Annotated in this window: 10 protein-coding genes; 4 read left to right on the plus strand and 6 right to left on the minus strand. The window is 74.0% G+C overall.

The window, feature by feature from the left end:
• Positions 1-111: 111 nt before the first annotated feature.
• The gene (locus ACFZAU_RS24525; protein WP_500553941.1) at positions 112-1668 is read left to right on the plus strand and encodes a hypothetical protein; all 1557 of its coding nucleotides are present in this window, start codon (positions 112-114) and stop codon (positions 1666-1668) included.
• A 28-nt stretch (positions 1669-1696) separates the two neighbouring features.
• Here ACFZAU_RS24525 and ACFZAU_RS24530 read toward each other — a convergent pair whose 3' ends face one another.
• Positions 1697-2140, minus strand: coding sequence for an FAD synthase family protein (locus ACFZAU_RS24530; RefSeq protein WP_500553942.1), 444 nt, complete (start codon positions 2138-2140; stop codon positions 1697-1699).
• 135 nt (positions 2141-2275) lie between these two features.
• Between ACFZAU_RS24530 and ACFZAU_RS24535 the strand changes: the two genes are divergently transcribed.
• Genes ACFZAU_RS24535 through ACFZAU_RS24545 form a run of 3 tightly spaced genes read left to right on the plus strand, consistent with a single transcriptional unit; the run spans position 2276 to position 6578 of the window.
• Positions 2276-3562, plus strand: coding sequence for a glycosyltransferase family 4 protein (locus tag ACFZAU_RS24535; RefSeq protein WP_500459715.1), 1287 nt, complete (start codon positions 2276-2278; stop codon positions 3560-3562).
• Between the two features lie 23 nt (positions 3563-3585).
• Entirely contained in the window at positions 3586-5322 is a 1737-nt protein-coding gene (locus tag ACFZAU_RS24540; RefSeq protein WP_500553943.1) for a tyrosine-protein kinase domain-containing protein, read from the plus strand.
• Positions 5319-6578 (plus strand): MATE family efflux transporter, encoded by a 1260-nt coding sequence (locus ACFZAU_RS24545; protein ID WP_500553944.1) that lies wholly within the window; start codon positions 5319-5321, stop codon positions 6576-6578. The genes ACFZAU_RS24540 and ACFZAU_RS24545 overlap by 4 nt, the downstream gene beginning before the upstream one ends.
• Before the next feature lie 469 nt (positions 6579-7047).
• Here the strand turns inward: ACFZAU_RS24545 and metG are convergent, their stop codons facing one another.
• The 5 genes from metG to ACFZAU_RS24570 all read right to left on the minus strand — a co-directional run bounded on the left by metG (position 7048) and on the right by ACFZAU_RS24570 (position 13249).
• Positions 7048-8619 carry a methionine--tRNA ligase gene (gene metG / locus ACFZAU_RS24550; RefSeq protein ID WP_500553945.1) on the minus strand — a complete coding sequence of 524 codons (1572 nt, stop codon included), beginning with the start codon at positions 8617-8619 and terminating at the stop codon, positions 7048-7050.
• Positions 8620-8762: 143 nt separating this feature from the next.
• The gene (locus ACFZAU_RS24555) at positions 8763-9533 is read right to left on the minus strand and encodes a CDP-alcohol phosphatidyltransferase family protein (protein ID WP_500553946.1); all 771 of its coding nucleotides are present in this window, start codon (positions 9531-9533) and stop codon (positions 8763-8765) included.
• 70 nt (positions 9534-9603) lie between these two features.
• Entirely contained in the window at positions 9604-11751 is a 2148-nt protein-coding gene (locus ACFZAU_RS24560) for a SpoIIE family protein phosphatase (protein ID WP_500553947.1), read from the minus strand.
• A 246-nt stretch (positions 11752-11997) separates the two neighbouring features.
• Complete coding sequence (locus tag ACFZAU_RS24565; RefSeq protein ID WP_500553948.1) at positions 11998-13086, minus strand: serine hydrolase domain-containing protein; 1089 nt, start codon at positions 13084-13086, stop codon at positions 11998-12000.
• Entirely contained in the window at positions 13052-13249 is a 198-nt protein-coding gene (locus ACFZAU_RS24570) for a hypothetical protein (RefSeq protein WP_499598406.1), read from the minus strand. The genes ACFZAU_RS24565 and ACFZAU_RS24570 overlap by 35 nt, the downstream gene beginning before the upstream one ends.
• Positions 13250-13252: the final 3 nt, after the last annotated feature.

The raw sequence follows: 13252 nt of genomic DNA on the forward strand, positions 1-13252 counted from the left end.
CCCCGTCCCGTGTGCCCTCCCCGGCACCGTTCGCACAGATTATCCGTGGACACGCTTCCGGGGAGGCAGGATCTATAGACTGCGCGAGGGGAATCGTTGGGGGGCTGTTGCATGGCCGTTCAGGCACACGAAATCCAGCCGCGCGGAATCCCGTCGCGCGGGCCCGGCGGTCCGGGGGGTCCGACGGGGCCGGGGGGCCGGGCGGGTACGGGCGCGGCGGCGGGGGGCGTCGAGGTCCCGGCGGTCTCGCCACGGGCGCTGCTCTCCCGCGCGCTGGCCGTACCGCTGATCCTGGGGCTGGGCCTGTTCCTGCCCGCGGTGGTCGCCGTGCAACCGGGTCCGGGCGTGCGCGACGGCGTCTTCTGGCTGCAGATGGTGCTCACCTGCTACTCCGGCATCCGGCTGGCGGTGATGGCGCTGACGGCCCACCGCAAGCTGATCCAGGGCTCGTTCTGGCTCTTCGTGTACGTGGCGATGGGCGTCGCCCCGCTCGTGCAGGACGTCCTCGACCAGACGCCGACGCCGGTCGTCGGCACCCGGGCGGACCTGCTGGTCGCGGTGGCGCTGGTGCTGATCGGCTGCGCGGCCTTCGACGTCGGCGCCCTGCTCTCGCGGCACCGGCCGATCCGCCGGGCCCGGCGCAGGGACCGCTCCGCCTCCTTCCACCGCAGGCGGGTGTTCCTGCTGGTGGCGATCGCCTTCGTCGGCAGTGCGCTGCTGGTGGCCAAACTGGGCGGCCCCGCGGTGTTCTTCAGCAGCCGCCAGGCCATCACCGACACGATCCGGGCGGACGGCGCGGCCTCCGCGGAGTCCAACGTCGGTTCCGCCTTCCTGCGCGGCTTCGGCACCGTCCCCGCGCTGCTGGCGCTGCTGGTCTTCACCCGCTGGCTGGTGACCTCGCGGCGGGCCCGCCGCAGGCCGCTGGTGATCGCCACCTGGGGTGCCCTGGTGCTGCTCAACGGCGTCGTCAACAATCCCATCAGCAACCCGCGTTACTGGTTCCTGACAGTGCTCTTCTCGTTCCTGTTCACGGCCTTCCCCAAGAGCCCCACGATGTACCGGACGGCCCTGGCGCTGGGCGTGCTGGCGGCGCTGGTCGTCTTCCCGTTCGCCGACCGCTTCCGCTACGACGACGACGGCTACAAGCCGGTGCAGACCACGTCCGTCTTCGAACCGCTGGCGATCAAGGACTACGACCAGATCGGCATGTTCGCCAACACCATCACCTTCTCGGACTCCGGCCCCGGCCACTTCTACGGCCGCCAGCTCGCCGGCTCCGCGTTCTTCTTCGTGCCGCGGTCGGTCTGGCAGGGCAAGCCCCGCGACACCGGCGTCATGATCGGCCAGTGGATGGGGATGAAGAACGTCAACCTCTCCTCCCCCATGTGGGCCGAGGTCTGGATCGACTTCGGGGCCGGTGGCGTGGTCGTGGGCTTCGTCGCCCTCGGCTACCTCGCCGCCCGCGGCGACCGCCGCTACGCCCTGCGCACCTCGGTGGACCCGCGCCCGGGCAATGTGATGGCGATCGTCATCCCGCTCGTCGCGGGCTACTCCTTCATCCTCCTGCGCGGCCCGCTGCTCCAGGCCTCGGGCCGCATCGGGGTCGCCCTGATCTGCTTCGCCCTCGTCACGACCCTGCGCTCGGACGAGCGCAAGCAGCTGCGCTGAGGGGGCCGTTCGGGCCGTGCGCGGCGGGTCAGCGCCCGGCCGCGCCCGCCGCCGGGGTGGTCAGGGCGTCGAGCGCGCGGCGCAGTTGCGTGCTGGAGGTGTGCACCGTGTACGGGAAGTAGACGACCTCGACGCCGACCGTGGCGAAGTCGCGCTCGAGCCTGGCCCCCTTCTCGGTGCCGCGCCAGTCGTCGCCCTTGAAGATGACGTCGAACCGGACCTGCTCCCAGGTCTCCAGCTTGTTCGGGACGGTCTCGACGAACGCCGCGTCCACGAAGCGCACGCTGCGGACGATCTCCAGCCGCTCGACGAGCGGTACGACCGGCGTACGCCCCTTGGCGAACGCGGCCATCTCGTCGGAGACCACTCCCGCGACGAGGTAGTCGCACTGACTGCGGGCGTGCCGCAGGATGTTCAGGTGGCCGACGTGGAACAGGTCGTAGACACCAGGTGCATACCCCACACGGTGCATGTTGCGAATCCCCCCACAGGAATACAACCGTTCCGCGAGTTGCGGAGTCTCAGACATTAGCGTGAAGCCAGTGTGTTTCTCTGGTGAACGGATAAGGTGAGCATCTGGTCACTTCTGGGGGGAAGGGGTCCTTCCGTGCCCGAGTTCAAGGGCCGCACTCTGCTACTCGTCTCCACCAACTACGCGCCCGAGCACACCGGCATCGGCCCGTACGCCACGCAGATCGCCGAGCACTGGGCGGCCGCGGACGGCGGAGGCGCCGAGGTCCACGTCCTGGCCGGCATGCCGCACTACCCGTCGTGGCGGCTCGACCCGGCGTACAAAGGCGTCTGGCGGATCGAGGAGCGGCGCGCCGGGGTGCGCGTGCACCGCAGGCGGCACACCGTGCCACCGCGTCAAACGGCCCTCACACGCGCCCTGTTCGAGGCCTCGGTCCTCGCCCACGGGCTCGTCGCGGCACCCCGCGTCCGGCCGGACGCGGTGGTGGCGCAGATGCCGAGCCTGGCCGGGGGTGTGGTCGGCGCGCGCATCGCCGCCCGGCACAAGGTGCCGTACGTGCCGATCGTCCAGGACCTGATGGGCGCCGCCGCCGCGCAGAGCGGCATCCGCGGCGGTGACCGGGCGGCGGCCGCCGCCGGGGCCGTGGAGGCGTACGCGCTGAAGCGGGCCACCCTGGTCGGGGTGATCCACGAGAGCTTCGTGGACAAGGTCGCCGCGATGGGGGTGGACCGCGGGCGCATCCGGCTGGTCCCCAACTGGTCGCACGTGGCGCGCCCCTCGCGGCCGCGCGAGGAGACCAGGGCCCGGCTGGGCTGGGGCCGGGAGCAGACGGTCGTGCTGCACTCCGGCAACATGGGGCTCAAGCAGGGCCTGGAGGTGCTGGTCGAGGCGGCCCGTCTCGACCCCTCGGTGCGGATCGTCCTGATGGGCGACGGCAACCAGCGCGAGCACCTGCGGGACCTCGCGGCGGACGTGCCGAACCTGGAGTTCGCGCCGCCCGCCGACGACGCGGACTTCCCCGACGTGCTGGCCGCCGCCGACGTCCTGGCGGTCACCCAGCGCGCCTCGGTGCTGGACATGAGCATCCCGTCCAAGCTGACCTCCTACTTCGCCACCGGGCGGCCGGTGGTCGCCTCCGTCGCCGCGGAGGGCGGCACCGCGCAGGAGGTGCTGCGATCCGAGGCCGGACTGCTGGTGGAACCGGAGGACCCGGGGGCGTTCCTGAAGGCCGTGCGCGCCCTCGCCCAGGACCCGGAGGCCGCCGCCGAACTCGGGGCCCGGGGGCCCGCGTACGTGACGGCGCACCTGAGTCGCGAGGCCGGACTGTCACGGATCAGCGCGCTCCTCGCGGAGGCACTGGACACGGCCGCAGAAGCTGTCGATCCTGAGGGGTCGGACGTATGGGGGGTTCCACGCACGTGAGTGATCAACCGCACGCATCGCAGATGTCCGAGGCCCACGACGAACCGGACCTCCTGCGCGACCAGTTCCGCCAGCTCGTCCGCTACCGCGCGCTGCTGGTGGTCGGTGTGCTGATCGGGCTGCTCGGCGGCGGATACCTGGCCGTCTCCGGCAAGGACACCTATGTGGCGACCAGCGAGGTCGTGCTGAGGGCCGCCACCGTCGACGAGTTCGCGGCCGGCGGCACGGCGCCCGACAAGGCGATCAACATCGGCACCGAACGGCAGACGGCGATGAGCAACGAGATCGCCAAGCGCGCCGCCAAGAAGCTGCACCTGCCGCAACGTTCCGTCTCCGCACTCCAGTCCGACCTCCAGGTCACCAACCCGCCCAACACACTGGTGCTGCGCTTCGCGTACACCTACAGCGACCCGGACCAGGCGGCCCGCCGCGCCAACGCGCTCACCCAGGCGTTCATGGACGCGCGCCGGGAGGCCACCGAGAACACGATCAAGAACACCGTCCACAACCTGCGCAAGCAGCTCGACCCGGTGGTCAAGCAGCGCAAGGAGCTCGACGAGCAGATCCTGCGGCTGGGCGAGGGCCCCACCCTCGACGCGGCCACCACCGTGCAGGCCACCCTCGTCGGCCGCATCTCCGAACTCAGCACCAACATCACCCGGTTGCAGACCCTCGACACCACGCCCGGCAAGTGGATCCGGGTCGCCTCCCCGCCGGCGGCGGCCTCCGGGCCCGGGCTGCCCATGATGCTCGGCCTCGGCGCGCTCGTCGGTGTCGCCATCGGCCTGCTGGCCGCCTGGGTACGGCTGGTCTTCGACCCCACCGCGCGCTCCGAGGGCGACGTGGTGCGGGCGCTGCGCGCACCGGTGCTGGGCACCCTGCCGCGCGGCAAGGGCGGCCCGCTGCTCGCCGTCGACAACGCCGACCCCCGGCTCGCCGAGGAGTTCCGCTCGGTCGCCTTCCGGCTCGCGTACGACCAGCGGTTCGCCGAGCACCGCCGGCTGCTGGTGGTCGCCCCGCGCGGCACCGGCGACGCGGCCGCCTCCGTCGCCGTCAACCTGTCCGCGTCCTTCGCCGAGATGGGCATGGAGGTGCTGCTGGTCGAGGCCGACCTGCGCACCCCCGGGCTGTCGGCGCGGCTGCGCTCGGCCGACGGCTCCCGGCCCGGCTGGGCCCGCTCCCCGCACCTGAGCGAGGGCGGCTGGCCGGCCGGCCTCCAAGTACCCATCGACGCGGGCGAGTCCGGCTCCTTCGACCTCGTGCCGGGACGCCGGGTGCGCAACGTGGCCCGGGCGCTGACCTCGTCGGCGACCAGCCGGCTGTTCGCGGAGGCGGACGCCCCGGGCGCCGCGGTGATCGTGCTGGCCCCCGCCGTCCTCACCTACGCCGACGCGCTCGCGCTGGCCGACCGCATCGACGGCGTCCTGGTCGTCGCCGACCCGCACGCGGTGCACCGCGCCGACCTCGACCGGGTGCGCCAGTTGATCAGCGGCGCCGGCAGCACCGTACTGGGTGCCGTCCTGCACACTTCGCCCGGCCGCGGCTGGTGGGCCCGGCGGGCGCGGAGGGCGGCGCGCAAGCGGAACGCCGCCGCCGCGCGGTCCGAGGCCGCCGCCGTCCCGGCCGCCGGGACCGCGTCCTCCGCGGACAGCGGCGTGAGCGTCGCGGCGACCTCCACGGCCAGGACGTCCCTCCCCTCCGCGGGCGACACCCCGGCGCCGACCACCGACACCATCCCGCTGCGCACGGTGACCCGGTGACGGTGCGCCCGGCGCCGGGCGCGAAGACCGCGATCGTCTGCTCCGTGCTCGACCAGGGCGTGGCGGCGCTCACGAACATCCTGGTGCTCGTGGTCGCCGCCCGGCTGTCCAGCGCCGCGGGGTTCTCGGTCTTCTCGATGGTCTACACCGTCTTCTCCGTGCTGCTGGGCGTGAGCGTGTCGTACGTCGGCCAGGCCCTGGTGCTGGAGCGGGGCGGGCCGGCCTCGGTGGCCGCCGCCTGCCGTTCGGCGGCGTCCTTCGTCGCGGTGGCGTCCACGGTGGCCGGGGCGGCCATGGCGGCGGTGCTCGCCTTCGTCCCCGGGCAGACGGCGTGGGCGCTGGCCGTGCTCGGCATGGTGCTCCCGCTGGTCCTCACCCAGGACGGGCTGCGCTACTGCTTCTCGGCCCTGCGACTGCCCCACCTCGCCCTCACCAGCGACGTGCTGCGGCTGGCCGTCGCGCTCCCCGCGCTCGCCCTGCAGCCGCACGGCGCCGGGCCCGCCCGGCTGGTGGCGGTGTGGGGGCTGTCCGCGGTTCCCGCGCTGCTCGCCGGCGCGGCCCTGCTGGCCCCCCGGCTGCGCGGCACCCGGGCCGACCTGCGGCGCTTCGTGCGCCGCGGCCACCTCGGGCAGCGCTTCGTCGTCGAGTACGGCGTGGGCAACGCCTCCAGCCAGCTCGCGGTGGTCGGCCTCGGCGTGTTCGCCAGCCCGCTCGCGGTGGGCGCGCTGCGCGGTACGACGACGCTCTTCGGCCCGATGAACGTCCTCTTCAACTCCGCCACCGCCTTCGGGCCCCCGCTTCTCAACCGGGTCCCGGGCATGCGCGGCCAGGTCCGGGCCACCGCCGTCCTCGCCGGCGTCCTCGCGGGCGTCGCCGCCGGCTGGACGGCCGTCCTCATGGCGCTGCCGGACCGCGCCGGCCGTGAACTCCTCGGCGAGACCTGGTCGGCGGCGTCCCGCCTGCTGCCCGCCACGGGCACGCAGTACGCCGCCATCGCCGCCGGCACCAGCGCCCTGCTCACCCTCCGCGTCCTGCGCCCGAAGGCCACCCTGCCGATCCAGGTGGTCTTCTCCCTCGCCTCGGTCGCCTTCATGATCGGCGGCTACGCCCTCGGCGGGGTCCTCGGCGCCGCCTGGGGCCTCGCCCTCGGCTCGGCCCTCAAGGCCCTGGTCCTCTGGGCCCGCATCGCCGTCGTCCGCCGCGAGGCCGCCCCGGCGGACGACCCCGAAACCCGCCCCGAACCGGCCCCCGCGTAGCGCCCGCCGGGGCTCCGGCCCCGTTCCGTGGCGGGTGACGGGTCCCGTCTCGCTCCCTCCGCTCGCACCGACGCGGGCTGCGGACGGGAGGGTGGGGCATCACCTTGTCTGCTGTGCGCGGCTAGGCACGTGGCGGGCGTTCAGGCGCCGGAGCGGGTCACCTTTCCATCGGCCTCGGGTCTCGTCGCCTCCCGCGGGTGCAGATGGCCGGTGACCACGCCTACTCCCGGCGGTGGGCGCGCCCGCCGTTACCTGCGTCTGCGGCTGCTTCGAGGTGCTGCAGGGCAGTCCGGGCGAGATCGGGCCCGCTTTCACCGGTACGGACAGCGAAACAGAGCCCGGTCTCACTCCCCGGGCAGCACCCCGAAGCACCCGCGGACGGCGACGAGACCGAACCGCCGGAGAGGAGACCCGCTCCGGCGCCTGAAGCCGGGCCACCCGTCCGCCGCCCCGCGCGGGCGTGCCCGCCTCACGGCCCCGGCGTCGGGGCGGGGTGCCGGTGGGTGGAGTGGGGGAACAGCGGGGCGGGGGACGGGAGGCGGCCGTCGGAGCCGGGGGCGCAGCGGCGGGCGATCAGGGCCGCGGCGTCCGGGAGGAAGGGTTCCAGCTCGCCGGCGAGGGTGCGGCAGGCGTGCACGAGGGCGGCCAGGACCGCGTCGAGGCGGTGTCCGGCGGAGGCGCTGCGGTGGCGGCGCTCGGCGCGGGCCAGTTCCCAGGGCCGGGTCTCGTCGATGCAGCGGTTGGCCTCGTCGACGATCCGCCACACGGCGGCCGCGGCACGCCGGAAGTCCACGTCGTGCAGCGCCGCCGCGACCGCCTCCGGCACCTCCTGACACACCGTCACCACGCCTTCCGTGCCGGGCTCGCCGGGCCCGTCCGCCGTGGGGACGACGCCGTCACGGAACCGGTGGACCATGGTCACCACCCGGTGCACCAGGTTGCCGAGCCCTCCGGCCAGGTCCGCGTCGGCGCGGGCGACCAGTCGTTCGCGGGTGAAGTCGGCGTCGCCGACCCGCGGCACCTCGCGCAGCAGCCACCAGCGCACGGCGTCGGTGCCGTGCTCGGCGGCGAGTTCCTCCGGGTCGACGGCCGGGCCTGCCGACTTGCTGATCTTGCGCCCCTCCACCGTCAGGTAGTCGTGGACGAGGATGTCCGTGGGCAGCGGCAGCCCGGCCGACAGGAGCATCGCGGGCCAGTACACGGCGTGGAAGCGCAGTACGCCCTTGCCCACCAGGTGCACGCGGCGCCCGTCGCCCGCCCACCACCGGTCGTACGCGCCGTCGCCCTCCCCCTCGGGGCCGCCGTAGCCGAGGCTGGTGACGTAGTTGCCGAGCGCGTCCCACCAGACGTAGATCACCTGCCCCGGGTCGCCGGGCACCGGGATGCCCCAGCCGCGGGCCCGGCTCTGGGAGCGGGAGACGGAGAAGTCGCGCAGTCCGCGCGCGAGCAGGGCGAGCACCTCGTTGCGGCGCGCGGCCGGTTCGATGCGCAGCCGGCCGTCCTCGATCAGCGCACGCAGCGCGTCGGTGTGGCGGGAGAGCCGGAAGAACCAGTTCTCCTCAGCGACGGTCTGCGGCTCGGTGCCGTGCTCGGCGCAGCACCCGCCGACCAGGTCGTCCGGGGTGTAGAACTGCTCGCAGCCCACGCAGTACAGCCCCTCGTAGTGCTCCCGGTAGAGGTCGCCCGCCGCGGCGCAGCGCCGCCACAGGCGCTCCACGCCGGCACGGTGGCGGGGGTCGCGGCTGGTGCGGATGAAGTCGTCCAGGGAGAGCGCGAGCGGTGCGTCCAGCGCGGCGAACGCGGCCGCGTTGCGGTCCACCAGGTCCTGGACGGGGATGCCCTCTGCCTCGGCGGCCAGCACGTTCTTCAGCGAGTTGTCGTCCGTGCCGCTGAGGAAGCGCACCGGTTCGCCGCGCTTGCGGTGGTGCCGGGCGAGCACGTCCGCCTGGACCAGTTCGAGCGCGAAGCCCAGGTGGGGGCGGGCGTTGACGTACGGGATCGTGGTGGTGACGTAGAAACGGGACGTCTGGGGTGCGGTCATCGGAACCTCCGGGAGTAACGGGGGCGGGGCTCCGACGCGCAAAAGGATCGAGGCCCCGGAAGGGGGCCTCGGAAGACGCGGACGCGTCCGGTGTCAGCGGCCCCGGGTGGGGGCCGTCATTCGCCGGTGGTACGGGTTCGCGATCATGCCTCGATGCTAGCAGCGGACGCGCTCAGCTCGCGGAACCATTTCGCGAGGAAGGCGACGAGGAAGAGCGTGTGCACCGCGAACAGCGCGGTGTACGCGGCGAGGAAGACCCGCGGCGCCCCGAGGGTGAGGAACACCAGGCAGAACACCCCGTAGTCGACGGGCAGCAACGCGACCGCGCGCAGCCGTGACGGCGCGGCGGCCGGGGCCGCCTGCCCGGCCGCGGGGGGCTTCGGCTTGAGCTTGTCCGCCAGCAGGCCGCCGCTGAAGGTCAGTACGGCGACGAACTGGAAGCCGAGCGGCAGCAGCAGCCAGCCCTCGGAGGGCAGGTCGAAGAAGCGGTGGAAGGAGATCAGGACGGCCGCGTGGATCGCGGTGATCTTCCCGGCGTCCACCACGTGGTCCAGCCACTCCCCCGCCGGGCTGCCCCTCCCGAGCAGGCGGGCGAGCTGTCCGTCCGCGGAGTCGAAGGCGAAGCCGACGACGAGCCCGAGGTACACGGTCAGTGCCAGCGGCCAGGAGGGCCGGGCCAGGGCCAGGGCCGCCACGGCGGCCAGGCTGAAAACGGCGCTGACCAGGGTGACCTGGTTGGGCGTCAGCCCGGCGCGGTAGGCGCCGGCGGCGAGCACCCGGCCGGCCGGACGGTTGACGTGGCGCGAGTACAGCGACACGCCCTTGGCGGACTTCTGGGCCGTGCGCAGCTCGCGCAGCGCGCCACCGATGGTCAGCGTCACGTGGTCCCCCAGCAATGCGACATTCGTGCGCATCACATCATGGCAGGACACGGCCCCCGTGTGGGGCGGGTCGGCTTCCTGAGGGGCCGTCACACGAAAGGCGTCACTCCGGGGGCCGGGCGGGCCGTCCCGTCACATGGGTGAGCAACAGGGCGATGTCGTCGTTGCGCGGGCCGGACCGCTGGGCGTGCCCGAGGAGGCTGTCGGCCAGCGCGTCCATCGAGGCGTCCGGTCCGGCCCGGGCGAGCTGTGCGGCGAGGTCGGCGGCGGAGACGTCGATGTCGACGCCCGGGGTCTCCACCAGGCCGTCGGTGTACAGCGCGAGCACCGCGCCGGGTGGCAGCGCGATCTCCGTCGTCGGGTAGCGCGCGTCGGGGTCGACGCCCAGCAGCGGGCCGGGCGGCAGCGGAAGCACCTCGGTGGTGCCGTCCGGGTGCCGCAGGACCGGCGGCGGGTGGCCGGCGGTCGCGATGCAGGCGGTGTGCCGTTCCAGGTCGAGCTGGGCGTACAGGCAGCTGGCGAGCAGGCCGGGGTCGAGGTCGACGAGCAGCCGGTTGGAACGGGTCAGCACCTCGCTCGGGGAGGCGCCCGCGGTGGCGCGGACGGCGGTGCGGACCTCCCCCATGAGCGCCGCGGCGTTCACGTTGTGGCCCTGGACGTCGCCGATCGCCACGCCGCAGGTGGTCGTGTCGAGCCGGATCACGTCGTAGAAGTCGCCGCCGATGTCGATGCCGCGGGTGGCCGGCATGTAGCGGGCGGCCACCTCCAGGCCGGGGACCTCCGGCAGCGCCCGGGGCAGCAGCCGCGCCTGCAGGCTGATGGCGAGGCTGTGCTCGACGTCGTACAGTCGCGCCCGGTCCAGCGCCTGCGCGACCAGGCCGGCGATCGAGATGAGGACGCTGCGCTCGCCCGAGGAGAAGCGGTGCGGCCGGTCGTAGGCGAGGGCCATGGAGCCGACCGGCCGGCCCGAGGTGATCAGGGGCAGGAACGCCCAGGCGGCCTTGCGGTCCCGGACGACCATGCTCGGGTAGATCCGCAGCAGCTCGTCGACGTTGGCGAAGAAGCTCGGGACGCCGGTCTTGAGGATGCGCACGCCCGGGTTGTCGGCGTCCATCGGCAGGGCGTCGACGGACTCCATGAAGTCCTCGTGGTAGCCGCGGTGCCCGATGACGCGCATGCGTCCCTCCTCGGCGGTCAGCAGCGCCACGGCCTGCACGCCGAAGACCGACAGCATCTGCTCGACGACGAGGTCGATGACGTCCTGCGCGCCGACGGCCTCGGTGAGCGTGGCGGCCATGTGCAGCAGGTGGTAGAGGGCGATGGCCCGGTCCGGCGTGGGGCCCTCGGGAAGCTGCGCCGCGGGGGTCTCGGCGGCCTCGGGCGTCGGGGCGGGGGTGACACGGACGCTCACGCCGGTGCCGTCCGGGTAGAGCCCGAAGGTGAGCCACCGGTCGGGTGGGCGCAGCGCGGTGGCCGTGCCGGACCGGCGGCTGATCATCGCGCCGCGGAAGCGGTCCTCGAAGACCGGGTCGTCCAGCCAGGGCAGCAACTCCCAGGGTTCGGTGCCCAGGAGGTCGGACACCTCCGCGCCGAGCAGGGCGGCGGCGGTCTGGGTGACGAAGGTGATCCGGCCCTCCAGGTCCAGCGCGAAGGCGCCCTCCGGGAGCCGTTCGACGAGGTCGGCCGCGGCGATCGCCTCGTCCGGGCCGTGGCTGCGGGTGCGGAGCGCGGGCAGCACCCGCGGCTCGCCGGGAGGCAGCACCGGCCTGCCGTCCTCGGCCGCCCTGCGCAGCAGCCGCCCCATGCGGTCGCAGGCCCCGCGGTACGCCTCGCGGGCGCGCCGGGTGATCCGCCCCGGGTGGCCGCCCGGCCACACCAGGCACAGCGCGCCCCAGACGGTGGGGCCGCTGGTGATCGGGGCCGCGGCGAGCGGGAAGTCGTACGGCAGGACGAGGGCGAGCCTCGGGTAGGACCGGGCGGTGTCCTCGTGGCCGCCGAGCAGCACCATGCGCCGTTCGCGGACCGCGTCGGCGACCGGGCTGGAGGCGCTGGGCACGACCTTCCCCCAGATGGTGTCGATCTTGCGGGAGACGCCGACGACCACGGTCAGCCGCAGCAGGTCGCGCTCGGGGGTCATCAGGTAGACCAGGCCCATGGAGGCGCCCGTGTCGCGCACCACCTGGCTCAGCGGGGAGTCCAGCAGCGCCGGACCGGGGTCCGCGGCGACGAGACCGGCGAGCTCCGGCGGCATGCCCTCACCGCCCCCCGGCGGATGCCGGGCCCGGTGGCGTCCTGACCTCGGGGACCATCGCCTGCTGCGCCTCCGTTCCAGCCGTGGGGGCCGCCGCGGGCCGACGCGGCTGCCGGGCGGATCCCCACCCCACGTCAGCTGCCAAACTACCCGATGAACCGCATGGGGCACCTTTCGGGCACGCCCCCCGCCGTCCTGCCGCCGCCCGGAGGCCCGGCCCCGCCCGCCCGGCGCGTACCGAGGGGCTCACACCACGCCGAGTGCCCTCGCGAACCGGGTGCCCGCCGCCGCCCGGGGCGCGCTCCCGTCGCGCCACGTACGGCAGGGGTGCACGGAGTTGGCGAGCAGCACCAGGAAGCCGTCGGTTTCGGGGTCGATCACCAGGCTGGTGCCGGTGAACCCGGTGTGACCGGCCGCGCCGCGCCCGGCGAGGGCGCCCATGAACCAGGGCCGGTCCACCTCGAAACCGGGGTAGGGGCCGCCGCGGTCCAGCAGCGCGCGGCAGAACAGGGCGAGGTCCCAGGCGGTGGAGAACAGGCCCGCGTGACCGGCGACCCCGCCCATGACGTGGGCGTTCTCGTCGTGGACGGTCCCGCGGAGCGGGCCGCGGTCGAGCCGGGCCCAGGGCCTGCGCTGGTCCTCGGTGGCGGCGATCCGCGGCAGCCAGGAGGCGGGCGGGTTGTAGCGGGTGTCGTACATCCCGAACGGGTCGGTGACGTCCTCCCGCACGAGGGCGTCGAGGGCCTCCCCGGTGGTCCGCTCCAGGACGTGCTGGAGCGCGATCAGGTTGAGGTCGGAGTAGATCCGCTCGGTGCCCGGCGCCGCGACCGGGGCCTCCTCCCAGAGGAGCCGGGCCCGCGCCTCGGCGTCGGCGTGGTCGTGGAAGGGGAGCTCGGGACGGAGCCCCGAGGTGTGGTCGAGCAGCTGCCGGACGGTGATGCGCTGCTTGCCCGCCGCGGCGAACTCCGGCACGTAGGCCGCGACCTCCCGGCCGAGTTCCAGCCGGCCCGCCGCGACGACGGCCGTGCACAGCTTGGTCAGCGAGGCCAGGTCGAAGACGGTGTCCGGCCGCATCGGCACCCACTGCTCGCGGGGCAGTTCCACGCCGCGGTCGGCGTCCTCGTCGTAGGCGGCGTACCGCTCCGCCCATCCCACGGCCTCGTGGAGGGCGACCGTCTTGCCGCGGCCCGCGAGCACCACGGCCCCCGCGCACCAGGGGTGGGCGGAGGGGGGCACGGGCTCCAGATACGGGGTGATCTCAGTGACGAGCCGGCTCAGCTCGTCGCCGCGCAGCTCCGCCTCACGGGAGGTACCTCTCGACAGCTGCGGGGCCATGCTCCTCCAGCAACTTGCGGGCCTTCTCCAGGAGGGCCGGCGTCGGCTCGCGGCCGGAGGCCATGACCAGGTCCTCCGGATCGATCATGTGTTCGGACCCGGTGTGCAGACAACTGTCCGCAGTCTTCCAGGCCCACCTGCTCTCGTCGATCGGCTCGGACATCGC

The organism is Streptomyces sp. NPDC008238 (assembly GCF_042956445.1).
Classification (GTDB): Bacteria; Actinomycetota; Actinomycetes; order Streptomycetales; family Streptomycetaceae; genus Actinacidiphila.

Bases quoted from the DNA above. Each gene is read 5' to 3' on its own strand.
- ACFZAU_RS24525 (WP_500553941.1), top strand. From the start codon at position 112: ATGGCCGTTCAGGCACACGAAATCCAGCCGCGCGGAATCCCGTCGCGC.
- ACFZAU_RS24530 (WP_500553942.1), bottom strand. From the start codon at position 2,140: ATGCACCGTGTGGGGTATGCACCTGGTGTCTACGACCTGTTCCACGTC.
- ACFZAU_RS24540 (WP_500553943.1), top strand. From the start codon at position 3,586: ATGTCCGAGGCCCACGACGAACCGGACCTCCTGCGCGACCAGTTCCGC.
- metG (WP_500553945.1), bottom strand. From the start codon at position 8,619: ATGACCGCACCCCAGACGTCCCGTTTCTACGTCACCACCACGATCCCG.
- ACFZAU_RS24555 (WP_500553946.1), bottom strand. From the start codon at position 9,533: ATGCGCACGAATGTCGCATTGCTGGGGGACCACGTGACGCTGACCATC.
- ACFZAU_RS24560 (WP_500553947.1), bottom strand. From the start codon at position 11,751: ATGCCGCCGGAGCTCGCCGGTCTCGTCGCCGCGGACCCCGGTCCGGCG.
- ACFZAU_RS24565 (WP_500553948.1), bottom strand. From the start codon at position 13,086: ATGGCCCCGCAGCTGTCGAGAGGTACCTCCCGTGAGGCGGAGCTGCGC.
- ACFZAU_RS24570 (WP_499598406.1), bottom strand. From the start codon at position 13,249: ATGTCCGAGCCGATCGACGAGAGCAGGTGGGCCTGGAAGACTGCGGAC.